Origin of the sequence: Devosia sp. Leaf420 (assembly GCF_001425445.1) — a bacterium.
Classification (GTDB): Bacteria; Pseudomonadota; Alphaproteobacteria; order Rhizobiales; family Devosiaceae; genus Devosia.
This window is the reverse complement of sequence record NZ_LMQU01000010.1, coordinates 107,096-128,794: the sequence shown is the minus strand read 5'-3', so window position 1 is coordinate 128,794 and position 21,699 is coordinate 107,096. Positions and strand designations below refer to the sequence as shown.

The window sequence follows — 21,699 nt, the reverse complement described above, 5'->3', positions numbered from 1 at the left end:
CCCGCCATCCGAGCCGCAGAACAAGCTGAGCCGGACCCTCTAGTCTAGGGTCCCAACCCTCTCCTGCTCGGAATTTAAATCGATGCCAATCAAGAAAATCCTCGTCGCCAATCGCAGCGAAATCGCCATCCGCGTGTTTCGCGCTGCCAATGAACTCGGGCTCAAGACCGTCGCGGTCTATGCAGAGGAAGACAAACTGGCGCTGCACCGGTTCAAGGCCGACGAGGCCTATCTGATCGGCAAGGGCAAGGGCCCGGTCGAAGCCTATCTGCAAATCGAAGAATATATCCGTATCGCGCGAATTTCCGGCGCCGATGCGATCCACCCCGGCTATGGGCTTTTGTCTGAATCACCTGAGTTCGTCGATGCCTGCGACGATGCCGGGATCATCTTCATCGGCCCGCGCGCCCAGACCATGCGTGATCTCGGCAATAAGGTTGCCGCGCGCAATATGGCGATCGCGTCCAAGGTACCGGTGGTGCCCGCGACCGAAGCGCTGCCGGACGATCCCGAGACGATCAAGAAGCTCGCGGCCGAAATTGGGTATCCGCTGATGCTCAAGGCATCATGGGGCGGCGGCGGTCGCGGCATGCGCCGGATCATGGATGAAAAGACGCTGCTTTCCGAAGTTTCGGAAGGCAAGCGCGAAGCCAAGGCCGCCTTCGGCAAGGACGAGATGTATCTCGAAAAGTTGATCGAGCGCGCCCGCCATGTCGAAGTGCAGCTCATTGGCGACGATCACGGCAATCTCGTCCATCTCTATGAGCGCGATTGTTCCGTGCAGCGCCGCAACCAGAAGGTCGTCGAGCGCGCGCCTGCGCCTTACCTCTCGGATGCCGTCCGCACCGAACTGACCGATGCCGCCGTGCGCCTTGGCAATGCTGCCAACTATCGTGGTGCCGGTACGGTCGAATTCCTGATGGATGCGGATACCGACAAGTTCTACTTCATCGAAGTGAACCCGCGCATTCAGGTCGAGCACACGGTCACCGAAGAGGTGACGGGGATCGACATCGTCAAGGCGCAGATTCACCTGCTCGATGGCGCCGTGATCGGGACGCCGGAATCCGGTGTGCCGGTTCAGGAGAACATCAAGCTCAACGGCAATGCCATTCAGTGCCGCGTGACGACTGAAGATCCGGAACAGAATTTCATTCCGGACTATGGCCGCATCACCGCCTATCGTGGCGCGACGGGTTTTGGCGTGCGTCTCGACGGCGGCACGGCTTATGCTGGTGCGGTCATCACCCGCTACTACGATCCGCTCCTTGAAAAAGTCACCTGCTGGGCGCCCTCGGCCGAAGAGGCAATTGCGCGCATGCATCGCGCCTTGCGCGAATTCCGTATCCGCGGTGTCTCGACCAATCTGGCATTCCTCGAAAACATCATCACGCATCCCGATTTCGTCGAGAACCGCTATACGACGCGCTTCATTGACACGACGCCGGAACTCTTCAACTTCAAACCGCGCCGCGACCGCGCGACGAAGCTCCTGAGCTATATCGCCGACGTGACCGTGAACGGGCATCCCGAGGTGCGCGATCGTCCGCGGCCGCCAGCCGATGCCGCTGCGCCCTTCGTGCCCGATTTCCCGCCGCTTGCGACGATCGATGGCAGCCGGCAAGTACTCGATCGCGATGGTCCTGTCGGTCTTGCCAGGTGGATGAAGAGCCAAGAGCGCGTGCTTTTCACCGACACCACCATGCGCGACGCGCACCAGTCGCTGCTCGCGACACGCATGCGCTCCTTCGATATCACGCGCATTGCCCAGGCCTATTCGCGCGGGTTGCCGAACCTACTCTCGCTCGAATGCTGGGGCGGGGCGACGTTTGACGTGTCCATGCGCTTCCTCAACGAAGACCCATGGGAGCGTCTGGCCAAGGTGCGCGAAGGCGCGCCGAATATCCTCACCCAGATGCTGCTGCGTGGCTCCAATGGCGTCGGCTACACGAACTATCCCGACAATGTCGTCAAATTCTTCGTCAAGCAGGCGGCCAAGGGCGGCGTCGACATTTTCCGCATTTTCGACTGCCTCAACTGGGTCGAGAACATGCGCGTCTCGATCGATGCGGTGGCGGCCGAAGGCAAGGTGGCCGAAGGCGCGATCTGCTATACCGGCGATCTCTTCGATCCTGATCGCTCCAAATACGATCTGAAATACTATGTCGGTCTCGCCAAGGAGCTGGAAGCCGCAGGCGTCCATGTGCTTGGGATCAAGGACATGGCGGGGCTCCTGAAGCCGGCTGCGGCCAAGAAGCTGATCGAGACGCTGCGCAACGAAACGGATCTGCCGATCCATCTCCACACCCATGACACCTCGGGCGCTTCGGCGGCGACGGTGTTGGCAGCAGTGGCGGCAGGTGTCGATGCGGTCGATGCGGCCATGGATGCCCTCTCGTCGACGACCTCGCAGCCGACACTCGGCTCGCTCGTGGCCGCGCTCGAAGGCGACGCGCGCGATCCGCACCTGGACGCCAAGGCGATCCGCCAGATTTCCTTCTATTGGGAAGCCGTGCGCACGCAGTACCGCGCGTTCGAGAGCGATCTCAAGGGTGGCGCTTCGGAAGTCTATCTCCACGAAATGCCAGGCGGCCAGTTTACCAATCTCAAGGAACAGGCGCGTTCGCTCGGGCTTGAAACCCGCTGGCACGAGGTTGCCCAGACCTATGCAGACGTGAACAAGATGTTCGGCGATATCGTCAAGGTGACGCCATCGTCCAAGGTCGTGGGCGATATGGCGCTCGCCATGGTTTCGGCGGGCATCGCTCGGGCTGATGTCGAAAACCCCGACAAGGACATTGCCTTCCCCGATTCGGTGGTGGGCTTCTTTGCCGGCGATCTCGGCCAGCCACCCGGTGGCTTCCCGAAAAAGCTGCAGAAAAAGGTCCTCAAGGGACGTACGCCGCTGACCGAGCGACCAGGCTCCTATTTGAAGGATGTCGATCTCGAAGTTGAGCGCAAGAAAATCTCGGAAGAGGTCGGCGTGCCGGTCGATGATTTCCGCCTCGCCTCGTACCTCATGTATCCAAAGGTCTATTCAGACTTTGAAAAGACCCAGGATCGTTACGGCCCGACCGAAGTGCTGCCGACCCCGGTCTATTTCTACGGGCTCGAGGAAGGCGACGAATTGCTCGTCGATATCGAGAAGGGCAAGACCCTCGTCGTCAACTATCTCGGCCGCGCTCCGACCAATGAAAAGGGCGAAGTCCGCGTGTTCTTCGACCTCAACGGTCAGCCGCGCACTATTGCCGTGCCCGATCGCTTGAAGGCGGGTGAGGTCAAGGTCCGCGCCAAGGCCGCGGTGGGTGATCCCAAGCAGGTTGGTGCGCCCATGCCTGGCGTCATCTCGACCCTTGCCGTCAAGGAAGGCCAGAGCGTACAGGCGGGCGATGTGCTCTGCTCGATCGAAGCCATGAAGATGGAAACGGCGATCCATGCCGAGGTCGATGGCGTGGTGGCGGAACTGCTGATCCGCCCAGGCGATCAGATTGATGCGAAGGATTTGTTGGTGAGGCTGGAGTAGGGGCACCCCCACCTAACCTCCCCCTAGCAGGGGGAGGGATGGGGCGCTGGCTCTCGGGCATCGCGGCAAACTCGATTGGTCCCTCCCCTTTCAAGGGGAGGCTAGGTGGGGATGACGTTGCCTGGCCATCGAGCAAGCCATTCGAGCATAGCTCTCATGGCCTTTTCGCCCTAGAAAGTCTCCACTGGAGACTTTCTTCGCCGGAGGCGAATGGGCGAAAAGTTGCAAAAATTGCGCAATTTGCACCTTGAATGGTAGGCGCAATGCGCATTTTATAGGCGGGCTTTGATTTGCCCGATCGCTGGCCGACGGTTTTTCCCGCCTCCCCTTCGGGCCCCATTTTTATGTCTGGATACTGTCTTGGCTACCCTCAAGGCCGGCCGCGCCCGTTCACGCGGCGATGCACGGGTTCACGTTGCTGCCGTCCATGACGGTGTAGGCCGGAGCCCCCTGATACGGATCACGCTGTTCTCGCTGCGGCATTATTGGCAAGCGAGTCTGGCTATCGGCGCGACCATTATCGCCGCTGTCTTGCAGCTTATGATTCCGCGGCTGCTCGGCCACGCCGTCGATCAGGCGCAAAATGTGATCAGCGTTGCAGCCGATGGCGCGCAACAGGCGCTGCTCTGGAGCGCGGCGACATTGCTGCTGGTCTCGGTGGCGCGCGGGTTCTTCACCCTGGTGCAGAACTATTATTCGGAATCGGTCGGCCACCATGTCGGCTACGAATTGCGGCTCGCCTTCTACGATAAGGTGCAGCGCCTCTCCTATTCCTATCACGACCGCGTCCATTCGGGCGATCTGATCACGCTCGGTCTCCTCGATCTCGATGGCGTCCGCATGTTCTTTTCGACCGGTTTCGTGCGCACGATCCTCTTAACCGTCTTGATCGGCGTTGGGGCGTATATGCTGCTGACGACCGATGTGGTGCTCGGCCTTCTGGCGCTGAGTTTCGTGCCATTCGTCGCCTGGCGCTCCTCGGTCGCGCAATTGCTGCTGCGCGGTACCTGGATCGTTTTGCAGGAAAAGCTCTCGGTGCTTACCCGCGTGATGGAGGAGAATCTCGGCGGCATTCGCGTCGTCAGGGCCTTTTCGAGCCAGACGCATGAGCTGGGTAAATTCGACACGGCCTCGGCGGCGGCGCTGGACCTTGCGCATGAGCGCGTGATGATCCGCGTCAAGAATACGTCGATGATGACCCTGTCGTTCTTCGTTGCCATGGGCCTCGTGCTCTGGGTCGGGGGGCATAAGGTCATCGCCGGTGAAATGACGGTCGGGACGCTCGCGAGCTTTCTGACCTTCATGACAATCCTCCAGATGCCGGTGCGCCAGCTTGGGCTGATGGTCAATTCCTTCGCCCGCGCCGATACCTGCGGCCAGCGGTTCTATTCCTTCATCGATCAGGCCGAAGAGATCATCGACAAGCCCGGTGCATTGCCGCTCAAGATCACCAAGGGCACGCTACGCTTCGAGGATGTGCATTTCACCTATCCCGGTGCCGCGCATCCCACACTGACCGGCGTCACCTTCGAGGGGCGCGCTGGCCAAACTATCGGCATTGTCGGCGCGCCGGGCAGCGGGAAATCGACTGTCGCTCACCTTATCCCCCGCTTTTACGACGTCACCTCCGGCCGTATCACGCTCGATGGTCAGGACATAAGCCAAGTCACGCTCGAAAGCCTTCGGCGCCAGGTCGCCGTCGTGCAGCAGGATTCGTTCCTCTTTACGACGACAATCGAAAACAACATCGCCTATGGCGATCCATGGGCCAAAGAAACCAAGATCGAGCGCGCCGCAGAAAGCGCGCAGCTCCACAATTACATCATGGGCCTGCCCTCCGACTATGACACGGTGGTGGGCGAGCGCGGCGTATCGCTGTCAGGTGGCCAGCGGCAACGCCTCGCGATTGCCCGAAGCCTGGTTTTGCGGCCTGCGGTGATGGTGTTCGACGATTCGACCGCCGCCATCGATGCCGGCACTGAGCATCGCATCCGCTCGGCCATCAAGGCCTATGCGAGCGATCGCGTGACGATCATCATCGCCCATCGCCTTTCGTCGCTCATGCATGCGGATCTGATCCTCTTTCTGGACGACGGGAAAATCGTCGAGCGCGGTAGCCATGCCGAGCTTCTGGCCGAGGGCGGGCGATATCGCGCACTCTATGATCTGCAGACCCGCCCAACGGATATCGATATCGGGGAGGCCGCCCAATGAGCGTCATCGAAGAAGACGAACGCGACAGCGCCACTTTCCCCGGCCAGCGGCCGCCACGCGCCAGCGTCGGCAGCCACAAGATCGAGGAAGAGGTTTTTGGGAAGGCTTACGACCCCAAGACCGTCCGTCGCATCTGGGCCTTTGTGAAACCCTTTCGCGGGAAGATCTATCTGTCGGTCGCTGCGGTGCTGGTTTTCACCGCGACGCAACTTGCCATTCCCCTCATCATCGGCTGGGCCATCGATGGGGCCATGGTTGCGGGCGGCAATGCCAATAATCTCATGATCGCCGTCGGCGCTTTTGCCGTGGCGGTCCTGCTCAATTTTGGCGCGTCCTATGTGCAGGAAACGCAGGTGGGGCAGGTTGCGGAGAACGTGCTCTTCGAGATGCGGCGGGCCATGTTTGCCCAGCTCCAGCGCGTGTCGCTCAGCTTCATGGACAAGACCGAGGTCGGCCGGCTGATGAGCCGCCTTCAGGGCGACGTCAATTCCATGCAGGAATTTTTGGAGACCTCGGTCATCTCGGTGGGTGACATTGTCCTCCTGATCGGCATCGTCGTCGTGCTGCTAACGCTCGATCCGTGGCTCGGGCTATTGACGCTCGTCACCATGCCGATCCTCTTCATCGTCCGCATCTTCTGGTTGCCGCCGGCAAAGCGTGCCTTTTGGGCGGCGCATGAGACGAATTCTCTGACCAATGGCGCCATGGCCGAGGGCATCAATGGCGTACGCACGGTGCAGAACCTGGAGCGCCAGCAGGTCAATTTCGATCTTTATGACGACAAGGCCTACCACAATCTCGAAACCCAGCTTACGGGCTCGAAATTCGCCCAGGTCATGGTGCCGATCGTCGACAGCCTCACCGGCATTTCGATGGCTACCGTGGTTCTGGTGGGTGGCTCGCTGGTGCTCAATGGCTCGCTGCAGGTCGGCGTCATCGTCGCGTTCCTCTTTTACATCCAGCGCTTCTTCGATCCGATCCGGTCGCTGACCATGCAGTATTCGATCATGCAGCGCGCCATGACCTCTGGCCGTCGCATCACCGAAGTCTTGGACCTGCCGGTGACCATCACCGACAAGCCCAATTCGGTGCAGCTGACCAGCGACATGGATGGTTCGGTCGCCTTCCACGATGTGGTCTTTGGCTATGATCCCGAGCGCCCGGTGCTCAAGCACGTGTCTTTCCGGGTCAATCCGGGTGAGACGGTTGCCCTCGTTGGCCCGACAGGCTCGGGCAAGACCAGCGCAATGGCGCTCGTTCATCGCTTTTATGAAGTGCAGGGCGGGGCAGTGCTGGTCGGCGGGCACGATGTGCGCAATGTCACCCAGGAGAGCCTTGGGGAACAGGTGGCCATGGTGCTGCAGGAGCCGTTCCTGTTCACCGGTACCGTATTCGACAATATCCGCTACAACAAAACGTCGGCGACGCGCGAGGATGTCATCGCGGCGGCAAAGGCCGTGGGTGCGCACGAATTTATCGAGCGCTTGCCGGATGGCTATGACAGCAAGCTCGAACAGCGCGGCTCGAATCTATCTTTGGGACAGCGGCAGCTTCTCAGCTTTGCCCGGGCGCTGGTGGCTGATGCGAAAATCCTCGTCCTCGACGAGGCAACGGCCAATATCGACTCTTACACCGAGCGGCAGATCCAAAAGGCGCTGGAAACGCTCCTCGAAGGGCGCACGGGTCTCGTCATCGCGCATCGACTCGCGACCATTCGCGGGGCCGATCGGATCATTGTGCTGCAAAGCGGGGAAAAGATCGAAGAGGGCAATCACGACGCGCTCATGGAGCTCGGCGGGCTTTATTCGCGGCTCTACAACATGAACTATGCCAGCTTCGACGACATCCCCGATGAACTCGTCGCCGAGGCCAATGCCAAGGCGGCAAGCACATAAGGAAAAGGCGCCCAGTGGGCGCCTTTTTTATTATCAGCGATCAGACGCGGCGGGCGCGACCATCAACGGTCTTGCCATACTTGCCGGCATAAACGCGGGCCGGAACGGGGAGGCGGGAGACGATCCAGCTCACCATCAACGGCACGAGTACGATATCATCGACCCAGCCCACGAACGGGATGACGTCGGGAATGATATCGAGCGGATTGATCAGATAGAAGGCAACGAACAGGGTCGCCGCCTTCAAATAGAGCGGGGTCTCAGCAGCCCAAAAAGCCTTCCAGAGCTGCACAACTTCCTTGCGGAACAGAACGAGGCGGGGGAGGAGCATCTTTATCATGATCCATAAATGGTCTCGCCCGGTTTCGGTTCAAGATCACGCCGATCACGAATTTGCGCCAGGTGCATTCACATGACTTTGCCGTTGCCGTGCTAGGCATTCGATACGGCAATATTGCGCGGCCATCCCGTCGGGCTTATGTGTCGTTGAGAAATTTCGAAGGTGATCCCATGGCCGGTCCGGCACCCCGCAGAAAATCGGTAGGCGTCAATGTCGGCGGGGTCATGGTCGGCGGGGGCGCGCCTGTCGTCGTCCAGTCGATGACCAATACCGACACAGCCGATATCGATGCGACCGTGAAGCAGGTGATGCAACTGGCGCGCGCCGGTTCAGAAATCGTCCGCATTACCGTCGATCGTGACGAGAGCGCGGCGGCTGTGCCTATTATCCGCGATCGTCTGGCCTTCATGGGCTACGATGTGCCGCTTGTTGGCGATTTTCACTATATCGGCCACAAGCTTCTTACCGACCATCCCGCTTGCGCCGAAGCGCTGGCCAAATATCGCATCAATCCGGGCAATGTCGGCTTCAAGGCCAAGCGCGACACGCAATTTGCGACGCTGATCGAGATTGCCAATCGCTACAACAAGCCGGTGCGGATCGGGGTCAATTGGGGCTCGCTCGACGAAGAGTTGCTCACCAAGCTGATGGACGAGAATGCCGTGTCGGCAACGCCGATTTCGGCAGCAGCCGTGCAGCGCGAGGCGATCATTCAGTCCGCGCTGCTGTCGGCGGCGCGCGCCGAAGAGCTGGGCATGCGGCGGGATCAGATCCTGCTCTCGACCAAGGTGTCCGATGTGCAGCACCTGATTGCGGTCTATCAGGACCTTGCGGCGCGGTGCGACTATGCGCTGCATCTGGGGCTGACCGAGGCAGGCATGGGCTCAAAGGGCATTGTCGCGTCGTCAGCCGCGCTCGGCATTCTCCTGCAGCAGGGGATCGGCGACACGATCCGCATTTCCCTGACGCCCGAGCCGGGTGGTGATCGCACGACCGAAGTAAAGGTCGCGCAGGAACTGCTGCAGACCATGGGTTTTCGCCAGTTTCTCCCTGTTGTGGCCGCATGCCCCGGATGCGGGCGCACCACGTCGAGCACGTTCCAGACGCTGGCCAAGGAAATCCAGGATCACCTGCATGTCTCGATGCCCGAATGGCGCGAGCGCTATCCTGGGGTCGAAACGCTGTCGGTCGCCGTCATGGGCTGCATCGTCAATGGGCCCGGGGAAAGCAAGCATGCCAATATCGGCATTTCGCTGCCCGGCACCGGGGAAACCCCGGCGGCGCCTGTGTTCGTCGATGGCGAAAAGGTCGCGACGCTGCGCGGGGCCGACGTCGCTGACCAGTTCAAGGTGATGGTGGCCGATTATATCGAGCGCAAGTTCGGCACTGGCAGGCAGAACGCGGCCGAATGAACGAACGCAATACCCGCCGGCTCTTCTGGCTCGCTATATTGATCCTGGTGCTCGGTACGCTAAAGCTGACCGGGCACCTGGGCTGACTAAGCCGCTTCCTGCCACTCGGGGAGCGGGAAGACACGGTCATAGGCCCAATTGAAGACGAACGCATAGGCCATGTAGAAAAGGGCCAGTGCGATATCCATGATCAGCGCCTGCCAGATTGAGATCTGCAGATACCAGGCGACGAGCGGTAGCATGATGGCGAGCAAGCCAAGCTCGAACAGCACCGCATGAAGGATGCGAATGCGTGTGGTCTTGGCGGTGCCGCCGGTCTGGCTCTGCATCGCGTGGTCAAAGCCAAGATTGTAGATGTAATTCCACCCCATCGCGACGGTGGCGCTGGCGATGACGATCACGGCCGAGTCGCCGCCCGGAAGATGGAAAGCAAAGGCCGCGAGTGGCGTTGCGAGGATGATGCCGATCGCTTCAAAGCTGATGGCGTGACGGATACGATCTGCGGTGGTCCGCATGGGACTTCCCCTAAAATGTCGGGTCGTCCCGAGCGATAGCCCAGTCAGGGGGAGGTCGTCCTCGCTTGTCCTCGATATAGAATTTGCCCGGTTTCCCGGCAAGGCCTATGGGGCATTTCCGATATTCTCGGGGCGCAGGGCGAAGACGCCCGCCCGCACCGGCTCGCCACCGCCCATGTCAGGCACCTGATATTCGGCCAAGAGGTCGAGGTGGTCGAGCGGCAGGTCGCGGCGGAAGGGATCGCCGACAAGAACTGGGGTTTTGGTGGCTGCTGCCGAGAGAGTGCGCAGGGTCTCCTGAGCTACTCTCGCGTCATAAAAGACGTCGCCGGCGAGGATCAGGTCGACCTCGGGCATACCGAGCTCGGTCCAGGCGTGCAGCGTTGCTCCATTGGCTTCGGCATTGAGCAGCATGGCGGCATGCGCGAGGGGATCGGGCTCGATGGCCCAGACTTGCGTCGCGCCAGCCTTGGCGGCGGCAATACCGACGAGACCGGAGCCAGCGCCGAAATCGAGCACAGTCTTGCCGGCAACCAGTTGGGGGTTTTGCGCGAGATGAACGGCGAGGACGGCGCCACCGGCCCAGGCATAGGCCCAATAAGGCGGTTCGTCGGCGCGGCCTTCTTGAGCCAGAAAAGAGATCAGCCCGCTCTTGGGCGTGGGGCGATAAAGCGAAATATCCGGACGGGCCGAAAGGGGCGTCAGCGCGAAGTGGTCAAGGATATAGTCCCTGGCGCTCACTCGGGGAGCTGGCACGCATCCACCCATCTGTTGCCGCAAAGCTCGGCCAGCCGCGCGACGGTGAGGCGCACTGAAGCGTGGGTATCGCCGCCGGCGGGAATGACCACGTCATAAATCTTGAGCGAGGTATCGAGATAGATCGGCAATGGCGCGGGAAGGCCGAAGGGGCAGACGCCGCCGACGGGATGGCTCGTCAGCCGCAACACATCCTCGGCGCCGAGCATGCGCGGACGACCGCCGAAGGCTGTTTTCGATTTCTGATTGTCGAGCCGCGCATCGCCGCGGGTCACGAGCAGCACTTCTTCGTCGCGGATGCGGATGCAGAGCGTCTTGGCGATCTGGCCGGGTTCGACGCCATGCACGGCCGCGGCAAGTGGCACGGTGGCGGTCGATTCCGCAGTGACTTCAACCGATAGGTCAGGCGCGCGGTTGGCGAGATCGATACGGACGGAATCAAGGCTCATCGGGAAAAGACTCAGAACAGGTCTGCGAGACGGGTTTCGTATTTGAACCGCGTCTGTTCGCGGATCGGCGTCATCACGGCACGGCGGAGAAAGTCGAGCGGGATATTTTTCGTCGTATCGAAAGCCATGAGCTCGGAGACCGTCACCCGCTCGCCCGCATAGGGCGTGACGGAGACATCCATACCGGCTTCGACAGTGCCGGGCTGCAGCACGCGGCAATAGGCGCCGGGGCGATTGGCGCGGTGAAAGCGCTTGACCCAGAACTTGTCGCCCATCTTGGCGGCAAAGGTCATGCAGGGGGTGCGATGATAGGCGACTTCGAGGAGGCAATCGCCGATTTGGTAGCGGTCGCCGATGGCGGTTTCAGCGCTGACCGGACCGTCGATGACGAGGTTTTCGCCGAAGAGACCCGGCGTGTTCGCCACCCCGTCTTGGGCCCACCAATCGTAATCGCCCTGGAAATAGACGTAGATGGCCTGGTCGTTGCCGCCGTGATGTTTGCGATCGAGCACGGCGTCCTCGGCAATGCCGTGCATTTCGATCGCTACTGGTCGAGCGACCGGGCGCTTGTTGATGCCGGTCAGTGGGCGATAGCCTTCTATGTGTTCAGCCTTGCCGATGCAGACAGCGAGCAGTTTTGCCATTTCTCAGTTCTTCCGGCTGGCAAAGAATTTTGCGGTGGCGCGGAGGCCATCGGCCTTGGGGCCGAAGGTGCGGAGGGCGAGGAGCGCCTCATTGACTGTATTGTCCAAGACCTTCCTGGCGCCTTCAAGGCCGAGGGTCGAAACGAGCGTCTGCTTGCCGGCTTCGGCGTCCTTGCCAGTCGCCTTGCCCATGGCTTCGGGCGTGGCGGTGACGTCCAAGATGTCGTCGGCGAGCTGGAAGGCGCGTCCGGCCGCTTCCGCATAGGCAGTGAGTGCCGATAGCGCGCGCGGATCGGCGCCGCCGATGATGGCGCCCATGCGGACGCTGGCGCGGATGAGGGCGCCGGTTTTCATCGCCTGCATGATGGCAATCTGGCCATCGGAAAAGCCGCCCATTTCGCCTTCGATATCGCGCATCTGTCCGCCCACCATGCCGCCGGCTCCGGCGCCGAGGGCGAGTTCGGTGACGAGGCGAATGCGGACGGCGGGGTCGGCATGGGTGGCCGGTTCACCGAGGAGCGCAAAAGCGTGGGTCAGGAGCGCGTCGCCGGCGAGTATGGCGGTGGCATCGTCATAGGCCTTGTGGACCGTCGGGCGGCCTCGGCGCAGATCGTCATCATCCATGGCAGGCAGATCGTCATGAATCAGCGAATAGCAATGGATCATTTCGACCGCGAGGCCAGCAGGGAGAGCGGCCTCCGGCGGCACCGAAAAGATCGCGGCGGCCTGGCGCACCAGCAACGGGCGCAAGCGCTTGCCGCCTTCAAGGCTGCCATGGCGCATGGCGGCGATGACGCGGTCGGCTGCCGGGCCCGGACCGGACAGGCGCGGGCCGGTCAGATAATCGGAGAGGCCGGCTTCGACGGCTCGGGCGCAGGCGGCGCTGTCGGTGGAAAAGTCGTACATAGCTTGTTGCTAACCCGTTGCCCCAAAAGCGGCAAGGGGACTCCGGCCTTGGCCCCGGCGCCAACTGCCGCTATCACCGGATCATGGCACGAAAGGCAAAAGGTTTGAGGCGGGCATTGCGCCTTTTGTTCACCGCGATTGCGGTGCTCGTCGCCATTCCTCTCGTCCTGACCCCGGTTTATCTGGTGGTCGATCCGATCTCGGTGCCGATGATCGAGCGCTATCTGACGGGACGGCCGGTGACGCGGGAGTGGCGGGATATCGATCAGGTCTCGGACCGCCTGAAGGCGTCGATCATCCTCTCGGAAGATGGACAATTCTGCCGGCATTGGGGCGTCGATTTTGGAGCGCTGCGCGCCGAGGTCGACAATTATCTCGAGGGCAAGCCGACGCGGGGCGCTTCGACCCTGACCATGCAGGTCGCGCGCAATCTCTTTCTCTGGAACGATCCGAGCCCGATCCGCAAAGTCCTCGAAGTGCCGCTGGCGCTTTATATCGACCTCGTCATGCCCAAGAAGCGGATCATGGAGATCTATCTCAATATCGCGGAATGGGGGCCAAATGGCGAGTTCGGCATCGCCGCCGGGAGCGAGCGAGCCTTCGGGCGCGAGCCGCAAAACTTGGATTGGCAGACGGCGAGTTTGCTTGCCGTGACGCTGCCCAATCCATTGGTGCGCAACCCCGCGCGGCCGAACAATGGGCTATTACGGGTGGCGGGGATCGTCGCCGAGCGGGCGCAGATGTATGGCGAGCGCGCAAATTGCGTCGGCAGCGGCGGGCGGCTGGCGCTTTAGGCGTCGTCACCGCCGCCATGTTCGCGGACGAACTTGGTTTCCGGCTCCGGTGGGGTATCGTGGGGGCGGCCGAAGTCGGGGGCGGCGGTTTCCTGGCCGGCGTTGATGATGGAGCGGCGGATGGCGCGGGTGCGGGTGAACATCGCTTCGAGCGCGTCGCCATCGCCGGTGCGCACAGCGCGTTGTAGCACCGAGAGATCTTCGAGAAAGCGGCCCAGCATTTCGAGCACGGCATCACGATTGGTGAGGAACACGTCGCGCCACATCACCGGGTCGGAGGCAGCGATGCGGGTGAAATCTCGGAAGCCGGAGGCGGAAAACTTGATGACTTCGGATTGGGTCGCGGTTTCGAGATCGGCGACCGTGCCCACGATATTGTAAGCGACGAGATGGGGGATGTGGCTCGTGATAGCGAGCACCATGTCGTGGTGCGCGGCATCCATGCTTTCGACCTTGGAACCCATGGCGCGCCAGAAGGCGGCGAGCTTTTCGGTCTGATCAGCGGGCACTTCTGGGCCCGGCGTGAGAACGCACCAGCGACCGGCAAAGAGCTCCGGGAACCCCGCGGAGGGGCCGGAATGTTCGGTGCCGGCGATGGGGTGGCCAGGAATGAAGTGCACCATGGCGGGCAAGTGTGGCGCGACGACCTTGACCACATGCTCCTTGACCGAGCCGACGTCGGATACGATGGCGCCGGGTTCTAGGGCGGGGCCGATGGCGCGCGCAAGCGCATCATAGGCGCCGACGGGGGCGCAGAGAATGACGAGATCGGCGCCGCGCACAGCGTCGGCGGCGTCGAGTGTGTAGATGTCACCGAGCTTCAGGTCGCGCGCTTCGTCGAGCGTTTCCTGGCGGCGGGTGGCGATGGAGATGACATCGGCCAAACCCTGGCGGCGAGCGGCGAGGGCAATGGACGAGCCAATGAGGCCGATGCCGATCAGGGCAAGCTTGCGAAAATGGGCGCTCATTGGGCGGCTTCCATGGATTTGAGAATTTTGGCGACGCCTTGCATGGCTTCATCGGAGCCGATGGAAATGCGCAGGCCATTGTGGATGTCGTAGGACTTGCCGACTTCACGCACAACATAGCCACCCGCGAGGAGAGTATCGAAGGCACGGGCCGCTGTCGCTGCATCGGGAAACAGCACGAGGATGAAATTGGCCTGGCTCGGCAGCACCCGCATGGCATTGCCACTGAGTTCGGTCGTCAGCCAGTCGCGCCACTTGGCATTGTGAGCGCGCAGCTTCTCGTTGAACTCGACATCGCGCGTCGCCGCAGCGCCCGCAAGCTGGGCCGGAAGGTTGACGTTGAACGGCCCGCGGATGCGGTTGAGCGCGTCGATAATGTGGTCGGGACCAACCATCCAGCCGATGCGCGCGGCAGCCAGACCCATCTTGGAGAAGGTGCGGACCATGACGACATTGTCCGCCTCGCCGACCAGTTTTAGCCCTACGGAAAAGTCAGCCGCGGTGACATATTCGGCATAGGCATTGTCGACGACAAGCAGAATATCGGGCCGCAGCGCAGCGTGGAGCCGGCGCACTTCGGCGTCCGAGAGATAAGTGCCTGTCGGGTTATTGGGATTGGCGAGCCAGACGATCTTCGTGCGGTCGGTAACGGCGGCCAAGATGGCGTCGACATCGGCGGTATAGTCGGTCTCTTCGACCATGACGATCTTGGCGCCGGTGGCCATGGTGATGATCGGATAGACCGAAAAGCCATAGCGGTTCATCACCGCCTCGTCGCCTTCCCCGAGATAAGTCTGGGCGATCAGGTGAAGGAGGTCATCCGAACCATTTCCGCACATGATGCGGGCGGGATCGATGCGGTGCACTTCGCCGAGGGCTTCGCGCAGGATACGCGAGGAACCTTCAGGGTAAATCGCAAGATTTTCTGCAGCGCCTGCGAAGGCCGCGACGGCCTTGGGGCTGGCGCCAAGCGGGGATTCATTGGCCGAGAGTTTGACCGTCGTGCTGCCCGGCGCGCCGGATTTGCCCGGCAAATAGGGGGCGATATCCAAAATTCCGGGCTGCGGCGTGGGGCGAATGGGATTGGTCATGACGCACTTTTATGACGGGCAGGAAAGGCCGCGCGGACCATATGCAAAAGGGGTCTGAAAGGCAAAGCCTGTCTTGCCTGGATGGTGATGGTTGGGTCGGGGGATGGGCACACTTATCCCGTTTATCCCCGCCACCCCGGTTTCACGCTATTCTTTAGGTCCAACCTCGCACGGACGGTCTGCAGACGACAGTGGCGAGGGGGCCCGGCGATGGATCGTCTCCATCGCACGTTCGGGGATTGGCCGCCTCGCGACGAGCGATCAAAGGGGCGCTGTGAATCCTGTCCGAAAAGCGGGCGCCCCGGAGCGGTTTCCGCTTCATAACCTCTAAATTCCTTCGAGGCGAATGCCGCTCCGGGGTCCGTCCACCACGTCAACCGGAGGCTCAGGCCATCCGGCGCCCCGTCATGTCCTCAAGAGCCGGATCGGGCGGTTGCCGGTGCCATGCCGGGAAGGCGCACATAGCGCTCGGCACGTTTGCGGCGGGGGATGGCTGGGAAGGCTTCCTTGCGGGCGCGGACGCAGATGACGCCACTCATCGGCGGGCCGAAAAGGCGGCCCATGCGCTCAAAAAAGCGGGCGGAGCGGAGGAACAGCGAGGACTGGACCGGGGGCAAAAAGAGGCCGTCGCGCCAGGCCTCGGGTACAAAGGAGTGATCGCGGAGCAGCTTTTCGAGTTGCCCACCGGAATAGGGATTGCCCTGGCCGAACGGGGTCACATCACGTTGGGCCCAGATGCCGCGGCGGCGGGGGACGATGATGATGAGATGCCCGTTAGGCGCGGTGATGCGCCAGAGTTCGCGCATCAATTCTTCAGCATCGGCAACATGTTCGAGGGCATGGACGGCGATGGTGAGATCGATCGCGGCATCGGTCAGCGGCATCTCGAGGGGATCGCTGAGGACGGTGCGCGACGGACCTTCACGCGGCCAGGCCGAGGCGCCCTGGCGGGCCGGCATAAGGGCGACGACGCGTTCGGCGGGTTCGAGCGCGAAGCGTAGATAGGGGGTGGCAAAGCCAAGACCCAACACGCGCTTGCCGGACAAATTGCCTGACAAAGCAATGATTTGCTCGCGGATCAAGGCGCGAGAAATGCGCCCGAGCGGGGATTTATAATAGGAGATCAGGCGGGTGACATCGCTGGTCATGGCTTGAGTTTAGCCATTGGGGCGTGGACTTGTCCAATGCGGCGGTTGTGTTCGGCCCTTGGGCACCCTAGCTTTGGTACCCGAACCGAATTTTGAAATTGCAAGGAGCCGCTAAATGGCTTTGGTCGTCGATGTTTTTTCCGCCCGGACCGATAATTTCGGCTATTTGCTGCATGATCAGGCGACCGGCAAGACCGCGGCGCTCGATGCGCCCGAAGCGAATGCGATCCGCGATGCGCTGGAGCGCACCGGCTGGACATTGACAGATATTTTTATCACCCATCACCACATCGACCATGTGGAGGCCATTGCCGAATTGAAGGCGGCGTTTGGGTGCCGGGTCGTAGGGCCGCGGGCCGAGGCGGACAAGATCGATGGGCTCGATGAGCTGGTGGGCGATGGCGACACCGTTACGCTCGGCGAGACCTCCTTCAAGATCATCGCGACGCCGGGCCACACGCTGGGGCATATCGTTTACTTCGAACCCTTTGGAAAACATCTGTTTTCCGCTGATGCGCTGTTCTCGCTTGGGGTCGGGCGGATGTTCGAGGGGACACCTCGACCGATGTGGGAAGGGGTCAAGCGCCTCCGCGAACTGCCGGACGATACGCTTGTCTATTGCGGTCACGAATATACGCAATCCAATGCCAAATTTGCGCTCAGCATCGATCCGCATAACCGGGCGCTGCAGCAGCGGGCGGATCTCGTGAACTCGCTGCGCAATGGTGGGAAGCCGACGATTCCGTTCGAATTGGGCGAGGATAAACGCGCCAACCCATTCCTCCGGGCGGATGCGCCGGAACTGGCAGCGCATTATGGTTTGGAAGGCAAGGATCCGGCCGAGGTGTTCGCCGCGATCCGCAAGGGCAAGGATAATTTCTGACCTCTGACGACGATTTGGGATCGTAATCGGTTAACATTCCGTTAACATCTGGCACGCCCGTTGCTCCTATAGGGGCATAGCAGTGTTGTCCCGTCTCAAAATGGGACAACCGGCTCGCAATGAGACAGGCGAGGGTTCCAGATGACCGAGACTGAGACATACCGATCCCAATTGCCCGCGCTGGTGACGCCGGCTGCGGCGCGTCCATCGCTCGCGAGCGGCGCGCCGACTGTTGAATTTATCAGTCAGTTGATTGCGGCGCGCGATCGGTTGCCGCCGCAGCGCGAACGGCGCCGGGCGAGTGTCGATCGCGCCGTCGGGGCCTATGCGCAGAGCGCGGCTATCGCGGTGCTCCGGATGCCGGAAGGTTATCGAAAGACGGTTGTGGCCTGAAGGTTTGACCAGAGTTCAAAAGAACAATCCCCGCTGATGAGGCGAGGATTTTTTGTTTTTGGGGGATGGCCGGTACATCTCAGGATGGGCCCGGGCCTTCGCCGGGGTGACATCCGGGAGAAGCCCAAGTCAGTTCATGGAGACGTCGCGGCTCGCGCTGGTGATGGAGACGGTGAAGCCGGCGACGACGTCGATCAGGCTCATGACCATCAGAAGGAAGAAGACCGAGCTGGCGGCGGCGCCGACGAGCAGGAATTCGACGAGGAAGATGACGAAGAGGAACATCGAGAGCATGTGCTCGATGATCGAATTGCGCGCCGTCTGGGTCGATTTCAGCACTTCGAAGAAAAGCATGATGACGCCGATGACGAGGAGAAGATCGCCCGCCGTCACGGCCCAGGGCATGCCTGAGGGCATGGGAATGGAAAAAAGCCCGGCCGCCCAATTGATCGGATTGCCGCCGAAGAAGAGGAACACGACGAGATTGTAGATCAAGAAGGGGATGATCAGCAGCGGCACGATGAAGCCATTGCGGCGGCGGCTGGTGACGGTGTGAGTGGGCAGTACGACGGTTTCCGTCATGGCGGATCTCCGATTGGTCGCACGAGCATGCCAGAGGTTTGATTGAGGCGGAAGAAGACTATTCGCCTGCCTCAGGACTTTGCGACGAGTTTCCTCAGCGCCCGAGCGATGGCAGGCGGGTCATAGGGTTTGGGAAAGAAGAGGCTGCCGTGGGGGAGTTCTTCGTTTCCGACGAGGCGGAAACCGGAGGTGACGGCGAGCTTGATATGGGGCCAGCGCTGCCGGACGATATTCGCAAGCTCTATGCCGCCCATGCCGCCGGGCATATCGACATCGGTAAAGACCACGGTCAGATCGGGGCTGCGCTCGAGAAGTGCGATGGCTTGATGGGCATTGCCTGCTTCGAGGACCACAAAACCCTCGTCTTCAAGGTGATCGACAATGCCCATGCGCAGAAGCGGTTCGTCTTCAACGACAAGAACGTTGATCGGCCTTTCCATCAGGCCGAGACCTCGACAAGACCCGCATCGGCCGGCGGAATATCCGCTGTGTCCCAAGCCGGGCAGGTAAGGGTGCAGACAAGACCGGTTGGGGGATAGTCGATGGCGACTTCACCGGCAAAGTCGGATGGCAGCACACGGGAAATCAGCCGCGAGCCGAAACCCGAGCGCTGCGGCGGGGCGACGATGGGGCCGCCTTTTTCCTGCCAGGTCCAGCCAAACATGGGCTGGCCAGTTTCGGACCGGAAGAGACTCCAGCCGATCGAAATTTTGCCCTCGGCCTCGCGAAGGGCCCCATATTTGATGGCATTGGTCGCAAGCTCGTGGACCGCAAGCGACATGGACAGCGACTGCTTGGGGCTGAGATCGAGCGTGGGACCCGAAATATGGAAGCGGTGCGCCTCGCCGTGGGGCAGGAGGGCGGACCGGATGGTCTCGTCGAGCGGCGCGCTATGCCAGGTGCGCTTCAACAAGAGCTCATGCGCATTGGCGAGCGCCGAGAGGCGCGCGGTGAAGGCCGCACGGCGATCCTCGATGTCGGCGCCCTTGAGCGTCTGCATGGCGATGGCCTGAACCATAGCCATGGAATTCTTGAGGCGGTGGCTGATTTCGCCCTCGCGCAATTTTTCCGCAGCAACGGCTCGCGCCTGCTTAAGGGCGGCCTGGGTGCGGTCCGCGACGGCGCGAACGAAATCGGCCTCGACCTTGCCGAAGGGGCGGGGCTTATCGAAATGCAGCAGCATCAGCCCGGTCATGACGCCGCTTTCCATGATCGGGATATTGACCAGCATGCGGATATCATGGGCGAGCAGCAGCGCCTCGGAGTCTCGGGTTCGTTCGTCCTCCGAGACATCGAAAATCAGCACATCTTCGCCGCGCTTCAAATTCTCGATAAAAGACCCGTAATCGCGGAAATGATGCATGCCGGCCATCGAGACGGCGCTGCCCGATGTCCAATCCTGACCGACCTCGACAGTTTCGGTCAAAGGATCGACCTGCCCATACCCTGCACGCGTGCTGCCGAGCGCCTTGCCGAGGACTTCGGCGGTGCTTGCAAGGATCAGATCGATATCGATGGTGGCGCGGGTCCTGTCGCCAATTTCAAGGAGAGCGGCCTGGCGCAGCGTCGTGAAATCCTGGCTCGCCCGCAATTCTTCTTCGGCTTTGACGCGAGCCGTGACGTCCATAAAGAGCATGACGAAGGTATCGGGGCCCGTCGACTGGCAAGATCCCTCATACCATCGATCAAAGCCGCTGAACTGGCGGAGGAAGCGGGCAGGCTGGCCCGTTTCGACGACAGAGGCGACTTCATCGAGCCATTCACGCTCGATGGCTGGAAAAAGCTCGCGGAGGGTTTTGCCGGCTATCTTGCGATAATCGATACCGAGCATCCTGCCGCAGGCTGGGTTCACCTCGCGATGGCGCCAATCGTAAACGTGGCCCGCTTCATCGCGGAGGACCTCGCCCATGATCATGCCTTCATGCAATTGGGCGAACATGGTCTCCCAATTGAGATCGGAAATATAGGCGCGGATCTTGTCGCTGACGACTTCGGCGATGGATTCAAGAAGGAGACGGTTTCGCTCGCTCCAGGCGCGCGCATCGGTATCGATGGCGGCGAGAGCGCCGACGACCTCGCCGGTCGGCAAACGGAGGGGCGTGCCGAGATACGCGATGACGCCGAGATCGCGAATGGCGAGATTGTCCTTGAGCACCGGATGAAGGCGCGCGTCGGCGACCGAAAGATTGGCTTCCTCGCGCACGACATATTGGCAAAAGGAATGGGTGAGCGGGGTTTCACCCTTTTCGGCCCAGACTTTTGGCAGGCCAGCATGAGCGGCAAAAACCTGGCGATCTTCTTCGAGCAGCGAGACGATAGCGACGGGAACGCCGAGCGCGTTGCGCACGAGCTGGATATGCTTTTCGAAGTGATCGTCGCCGGCTGCGTTGAGCAAACCGGACTGACGAAGAGCGCGGACATGGGGCGCCACACCCGGCGCTCTGTGGCTTTCAGTCAAGATCGGCATCCGATACGCGGAAATAACACGGGTTAACAGTGTATCGGCAACTATCACTCACGCCAACGAGTTCCCGGCGGCTTCATGGATTGTGGGAAAAGTGGTGATTGGACAGGCTTTGAAAAAGAGCCAGACTGGGTGTCGAAGACGCCAAGGCTCAGGCGTCGTATTGGTGATCCCGCTCGGCGGGCTGGTTTGAGGAGACAATCATGACGATCGCCAAAAATACGATTTGCATCTGGTTCGACAAGGATGGCGAAGCGGCAACGCGGTTTTATGCCGAGACTTTTCCCGATACCGTCGTCAAGTCCGTGCACAGGGCGCCGAGCGATAATCCATCGACCGACGCGGGGGCCGTGTTGACGGTCGAGTTCGACCTGATGGGCATTTCCTGCATCGCGCTCAATGGCGGACCCGCCTTCAAGCACAGCGAAGCGTTTTCCTTCCAGATCGCGACGGACAGCCAGGAAGAGACCGATCGTTACTGGGACGCCATCGTCGGCAATGGCGGGCAAGAGAGCATGTGTGGCTGGTGCAAGGACAAGTGGGGCATTTCCTGGCAGATCACGCCGCGCGCTCTGTCCGAAGCCATGCAGAAGGGCGGGCCGGGTGCGAAGCGCGCCTTTGAAGCGATGATGAAAATGAAGAAGATCGATGTCGCTGCAATCGAGGCGGCGGCGCGGGGCTAGGCTTCAGGCTCTTATGGCACCCCGGCTTTGGGTCGGGGT

General features: G+C 61.4%; 20 protein-coding genes. 8 read left to right on the top strand and 12 right to left on the bottom strand.

All coding sequences use genetic code 11. From position 1 onward, the window contains the following. The first annotated feature begins 82 nt into the window (after nucleotides 1-82). The 3 genes from pyc to ASG47_RS08000 all read left to right on the top strand — a co-directional run bounded on the left by pyc (nucleotide 83) and on the right by ASG47_RS08000 (nucleotide 7,632). Nucleotides 83-3,523 (top strand): pyruvate carboxylase, encoded by a 3,441-nt coding sequence (gene pyc / locus ASG47_RS08010; protein WP_061908221.1) that lies wholly within the window; start codon nucleotides 83-85, stop codon nucleotides 3,521-3,523. Between the two features lie 360 nt (nucleotides 3,524-3,883). After that, complete coding sequence (locus ASG47_RS08005) at nucleotides 3,884-5,737, top strand: ABC transporter ATP-binding protein (protein WP_061908220.1); 1,854 nt, start codon at nucleotides 3,884-3,886, stop codon at nucleotides 5,735-5,737. Beyond that, nucleotides 5,734-7,632: an ABC transporter ATP-binding protein gene (locus ASG47_RS08000; protein ID WP_061908219.1), complete on the top strand. Its 1,899-nt coding sequence runs from the start codon at nucleotides 5,734-5,736 to the stop codon at nucleotides 7,630-7,632. Before ASG47_RS08005 ends, ASG47_RS08000 begins: the two co-directional genes overlap by 4 nt. A gap of 40 nt (nucleotides 7,633-7,672) precedes the next feature. Here the strand turns inward: ASG47_RS08000 and ASG47_RS07995 are convergent, their stop codons facing one another. After that, nucleotides 7,673-7,963, bottom strand: a complete 291-nt coding sequence (locus ASG47_RS07995) for a YkvA family protein (protein ID WP_200940879.1) — start codon at nucleotides 7,961-7,963, stop codon at nucleotides 7,673-7,675. A gap of 179 nt (nucleotides 7,964-8,142) precedes the next feature. Between ASG47_RS07995 and ispG the strand changes: the two genes are divergently transcribed. Next, the gene (ispG, locus tag ASG47_RS07990) at nucleotides 8,143-9,384 is read left to right on the top strand and encodes a flavodoxin-dependent (E)-4-hydroxy-3-methylbut-2-enyl-diphosphate synthase (RefSeq protein ID WP_061908217.1); all 1,242 of its coding nucleotides are present in this window, start codon (nucleotides 8,143-8,145) and stop codon (nucleotides 9,382-9,384) included. Nucleotides 9,385-9,470: 86 nt separating this feature from the next. On the opposite strand, the gene ASG47_RS07985 is transcribed toward ispG, so the two are convergent. The 5 genes from ASG47_RS07985 to ASG47_RS07965 all read right to left on the bottom strand — a co-directional run bounded on the left by ASG47_RS07985 (nucleotide 9,471) and on the right by ASG47_RS07965 (nucleotide 12,654). Beyond that, nucleotides 9,471-9,899, bottom strand: coding sequence for a PACE efflux transporter (locus ASG47_RS07985; protein WP_061908216.1), 429 nt, complete (start codon nucleotides 9,897-9,899; stop codon nucleotides 9,471-9,473). A gap of 105 nt (nucleotides 9,900-10,004) precedes the next feature. Next, nucleotides 10,005-10,655, bottom strand: coding sequence for a class I SAM-dependent methyltransferase (locus tag ASG47_RS07980; protein ID WP_162243233.1), 651 nt, complete (start codon nucleotides 10,653-10,655; stop codon nucleotides 10,005-10,007). Beyond that, nucleotides 10,637-11,104, bottom strand: coding sequence for a YbaK/EbsC family protein (locus ASG47_RS07975; RefSeq protein WP_061908214.1), 468 nt, complete (start codon nucleotides 11,102-11,104; stop codon nucleotides 10,637-10,639). Before ASG47_RS07975 ends, ASG47_RS07980 begins: the two co-directional genes overlap by 19 nt. Nucleotides 11,105-11,115: 11 nt before the next feature. Beyond that, nucleotides 11,116-11,748, bottom strand: a complete 633-nt coding sequence (locus ASG47_RS07970) for an MOSC domain-containing protein (protein ID WP_061908213.1) — start codon at nucleotides 11,746-11,748, stop codon at nucleotides 11,116-11,118. 3 nt (nucleotides 11,749-11,751) lie between these two features. Continuing rightward, nucleotides 11,752-12,654, bottom strand: coding sequence for a polyprenyl synthetase family protein (locus ASG47_RS07965; protein WP_061908212.1), 903 nt, complete (start codon nucleotides 12,652-12,654; stop codon nucleotides 11,752-11,754). Between the two features lie 116 nt (nucleotides 12,655-12,770). Here ASG47_RS07965 and ASG47_RS07960 point away from each other — a divergent pair, with 116 nt between their 5' ends. Next, entirely contained in the window at nucleotides 12,771-13,448 is a 678-nt protein-coding gene (locus ASG47_RS07960) for a biosynthetic peptidoglycan transglycosylase (protein ID WP_244487060.1), read from the top strand. Here the strand turns inward: ASG47_RS07960 and ASG47_RS07955 are convergent. The 3 genes from ASG47_RS07955 to ASG47_RS07945 form a co-directional block, all read right to left on the bottom strand. Next, on the bottom strand, nucleotides 13,445-14,416 hold the full coding sequence (locus ASG47_RS07955; protein ID WP_061908211.1) for a prephenate/arogenate dehydrogenase family protein: 972 nt from the start codon (nucleotides 14,414-14,416) through the stop codon (nucleotides 13,445-13,447). The two genes, ASG47_RS07960 and ASG47_RS07955, sit on opposite strands and share 4 nt — an antisense overlap. Further along, nucleotides 14,413-15,507 carry a histidinol-phosphate transaminase gene (gene hisC, locus ASG47_RS07950; protein WP_061908210.1) on the bottom strand — a complete coding sequence of 365 codons (1,095 nt, stop codon included), beginning with the start codon at nucleotides 15,505-15,507 and terminating at the stop codon, nucleotides 14,413-14,415. Before hisC ends, ASG47_RS07955 begins: the two co-directional genes overlap by 4 nt. Nucleotides 15,508-15,920: 413 nt before the next feature. After that, complete coding sequence (locus tag ASG47_RS07945) at nucleotides 15,921-16,655, bottom strand: class I SAM-dependent methyltransferase (RefSeq protein ID WP_061908209.1); 735 nt, start codon at nucleotides 16,653-16,655, stop codon at nucleotides 15,921-15,923. Nucleotides 16,656-16,770: 115 nt separating this feature from the next. Between ASG47_RS07945 and gloB the strand changes: the two genes are divergently transcribed. Then, a complete protein-coding gene (gloB, locus tag ASG47_RS07940; RefSeq protein WP_061908208.1) occupies nucleotides 16,771-17,538 on the top strand; it encodes a hydroxyacylglutathione hydrolase in 768 nt (255 codons plus the stop codon). 141 nt (nucleotides 17,539-17,679) lie between these two features. Next, on the top strand, nucleotides 17,680-17,931 hold the full coding sequence (locus ASG47_RS07935) for a hypothetical protein (protein ID WP_156464026.1): 252 nt from the start codon (nucleotides 17,680-17,682) through the stop codon (nucleotides 17,929-17,931). A 129-nt stretch (nucleotides 17,932-18,060) separates the two neighbouring features. Here the strand turns inward: ASG47_RS07935 and ASG47_RS07930 are convergent, their stop codons facing one another. From ASG47_RS07930 to ASG47_RS07920, 3 genes are all read right to left on the bottom strand, one after another. Then, on the bottom strand, nucleotides 18,061-18,513 hold the full coding sequence (locus ASG47_RS07930) for a hypothetical protein (RefSeq protein WP_244487059.1): 453 nt from the start codon (nucleotides 18,511-18,513) through the stop codon (nucleotides 18,061-18,063). 71 nt (nucleotides 18,514-18,584) lie between these two features. After that, nucleotides 18,585-18,953, bottom strand: coding sequence for a response regulator (locus ASG47_RS07925; RefSeq protein WP_061908206.1), 369 nt, complete (start codon nucleotides 18,951-18,953; stop codon nucleotides 18,585-18,587). Further along, nucleotides 18,953-20,971, bottom strand: coding sequence for a GAF domain-containing protein (locus ASG47_RS07920; RefSeq protein ID WP_162243232.1), 2,019 nt, complete (start codon nucleotides 20,969-20,971; stop codon nucleotides 18,953-18,955). Before ASG47_RS07920 ends, ASG47_RS07925 begins: the two co-directional genes overlap by 1 nt. 209 nt (nucleotides 20,972-21,180) lie before the next feature. Between ASG47_RS07920 and ASG47_RS07915 the strand changes: the two genes are divergently transcribed. Then, nucleotides 21,181-21,660: a VOC family protein gene (locus ASG47_RS07915; RefSeq protein WP_061908204.1), complete on the top strand. Its 480-nt coding sequence runs from the start codon at nucleotides 21,181-21,183 to the stop codon at nucleotides 21,658-21,660. Nucleotides 21,661-21,699: the final 39 nt, after the last annotated feature.

Bases quoted from the DNA above. Each gene is read 5' to 3' on its own strand.
- pyc (WP_061908221.1), top strand. From the start codon at position 83: ATGCCAATCAAGAAAATCCTCGTCGCCAATCGCAGCGAAATCGCCATC.
- ASG47_RS08000 (WP_061908219.1), top strand. From the start codon at position 5,734: ATGAGCGTCATCGAAGAAGACGAACGCGACAGCGCCACTTTCCCCGGC.
- ASG47_RS07995 (WP_200940879.1), bottom strand. From the start codon at position 7,963: ATGCTCCTCCCCCGCCTCGTTCTGTTCCGCAAGGAAGTTGTGCAGCTC.
- ispG (WP_061908217.1), top strand. From the start codon at position 8,143: ATGGCCGGTCCGGCACCCCGCAGAAAATCGGTAGGCGTCAATGTCGGC.
- ASG47_RS07985 (WP_061908216.1), bottom strand. From the start codon at position 9,899: ATGCGGACCACCGCAGATCGTATCCGTCACGCCATCAGCTTTGAAGCG.
- ASG47_RS07975 (WP_061908214.1), bottom strand. From the start codon at position 11,104: ATGAGCCTTGATTCCGTCCGTATCGATCTCGCCAACCGCGCGCCTGAC.
- ASG47_RS07970 (WP_061908213.1), bottom strand. From the start codon at position 11,748: ATGGCAAAACTGCTCGCTGTCTGCATCGGCAAGGCTGAACACATAGAA.
- ASG47_RS07965 (WP_061908212.1), bottom strand. From the start codon at position 12,654: ATGTACGACTTTTCCACCGACAGCGCCGCCTGCGCCCGAGCCGTCGAA.
- ASG47_RS07955 (WP_061908211.1), bottom strand. From the start codon at position 14,416: ATGAGCGCCCATTTTCGCAAGCTTGCCCTGATCGGCATCGGCCTCATT.
- hisC (WP_061908210.1), bottom strand. From the start codon at position 15,507: ATGACCAATCCCATTCGCCCCACGCCGCAGCCCGGAATTTTGGATATC.
- ASG47_RS07945 (WP_061908209.1), bottom strand. From the start codon at position 16,655: ATGACCAGCGATGTCACCCGCCTGATCTCCTATTATAAATCCCCGCTC.
- gloB (WP_061908208.1), top strand. From the start codon at position 16,771: ATGGCTTTGGTCGTCGATGTTTTTTCCGCCCGGACCGATAATTTCGGC.
- ASG47_RS07935 (WP_156464026.1), top strand. From the start codon at position 17,680: ATGACCGAGACTGAGACATACCGATCCCAATTGCCCGCGCTGGTGACG.
- ASG47_RS07930 (WP_244487059.1), bottom strand. From the start codon at position 18,513: ATGACGGAAACCGTCGTACTGCCCACTCACACCGTCACCAGCCGCCGC.
- ASG47_RS07925 (WP_061908206.1), bottom strand. From the start codon at position 18,953: ATGGAAAGGCCGATCAACGTTCTTGTCGTTGAAGACGAACCGCTTCTG.
- ASG47_RS07915 (WP_061908204.1), top strand. From the start codon at position 21,181: ATGACGATCGCCAAAAATACGATTTGCATCTGGTTCGACAAGGATGGC.